Here is a 1,216-nt window from a genome sequence, read left to right on the forward strand (position 1 = left end):
GATCGTGGTGCACGAACGTGCACATGGGCCGAACGGTCGGCCGCTGTAGGGTGAACGCGTCACCGTCGACACAAGGAGTTCCGCATGAAGAAGCTCATCAACGACCCGCACGCCGTGGTCGACGAGACCGTCCGCGGCTTCGCCCGTGCACACGCCGGGCACGTGGTCCTGGTCGAGGACCCGATCCACCTCCACCGGGCGGACGCACCGGTCTCCGGCAAGGTCGGGATCGTCAGCGGCGGGGGCAGCGGGCACGAACCACTCCACGCCGGATTCGTCGGGTACGGCATGCTCGACGCGGCCGTCCCCGGGCCGGTGTTCACGAGTCCCACCCCGGACCCGATCGTCGCGGCGACGAAGGCCGTCGACGGGGGAGCGGGCGTGCTCCACATCGTCAAGAACTACACGGGCGACGTGCTCAACTTCGAGACCGCCGCCGAGCTCGCCGGGATGGACGACGTCCGCGTCGAGTCCGTCGTCGTCGACGACGACGTCGCCGTGCAGGACTCGCTCTACACGGCCGGCCGCCGCGGGGTCGCCGGGACCGTGGTCGTCGAGAAGTGCGCCGGTGCCGCGGCCGAGCGCGGGGACGACCTGGATGCCGTCGCCGCGGTCGCGCGCCACGTCAACGAGGTCACCCGGTCCATGGGGCTCGCCCTGTCCTCCGGCACGGTGCCGCACGCCGGCGAGCCGTCGTTCACGCTCGCGGACGACGAGGTCGAGCTCGGCATCGGCATCCACGGCGAACCGGGGCGCGAGCGCATCCCGATGGCGCCGGCGGACGAGCTGGTCGACCGGGTGCTCGAGCCGATCCTCACCGACCTCGACGCCCCCGCGGGCTCGAAGCTGCTGCTCCTCGTGAACGGCATGGGCGGGACGCCGCAGTCCGAGCTCTACATCGCCTACCGACGCGCCGAGGAGGTCCTCTCCGCCCGCGGCCACGAGGTCACGCGTAGCTTGGTGGGCAACTACGTCACGTCCCTCGAGATGCAGGGGTTCTCGTTGACCGTCACGGTGCTCGACGACGAACTCACCGCACTCTGGGACGCCCCGGTGGAGACGCCGGCCCTGCGCTGGGGCCGCTGACCCCGCCGGACCACGACCCCGGCCCGGGACACGGGCCGGCCGCAGGAAGGGACACCGCATTGGCGCTCGACACCGCATGGGCCATCGACTGGGTGCGTCGCTCGGCAGCGACCATCGACGACCACCGCGC

General features: G+C 71.9%; 1 protein-coding gene. It reads left to right on the forward strand.

Going from position 1 to position 1,216, the window contains the following annotated elements; genetic code table 11:
* Window positions 1-84: 84 nt before the first annotated feature.
* Complete coding sequence (gene dhaK / locus I59_RS14230; RefSeq protein ID WP_022904440.1) at window positions 85-1,086, forward strand: dihydroxyacetone kinase subunit DhaK; 1,002 nt, start codon at window positions 85-87, stop codon at window positions 1,084-1,086.
* The last annotated feature ends 130 nt before the right edge of the window (window positions 1,087-1,216 follow it).

The sequence above is a fragment of the Curtobacterium sp. B8 genome (genome assembly GCF_000333315.1).
GTDB classification, from domain to species: domain Bacteria; phylum Actinomycetota; class Actinomycetes; order Actinomycetales; family Microbacteriaceae; genus Curtobacterium; species Curtobacterium luteum.

What these genes read in the sequence shown, in the direction of transcription:
- dhaK (WP_022904440.1), top strand. Translation starts at nt 85, where the DNA reads ATGAAGAAGCTCATCAACGACCCGCACGCCGTGGTCGACGAGACCGTC.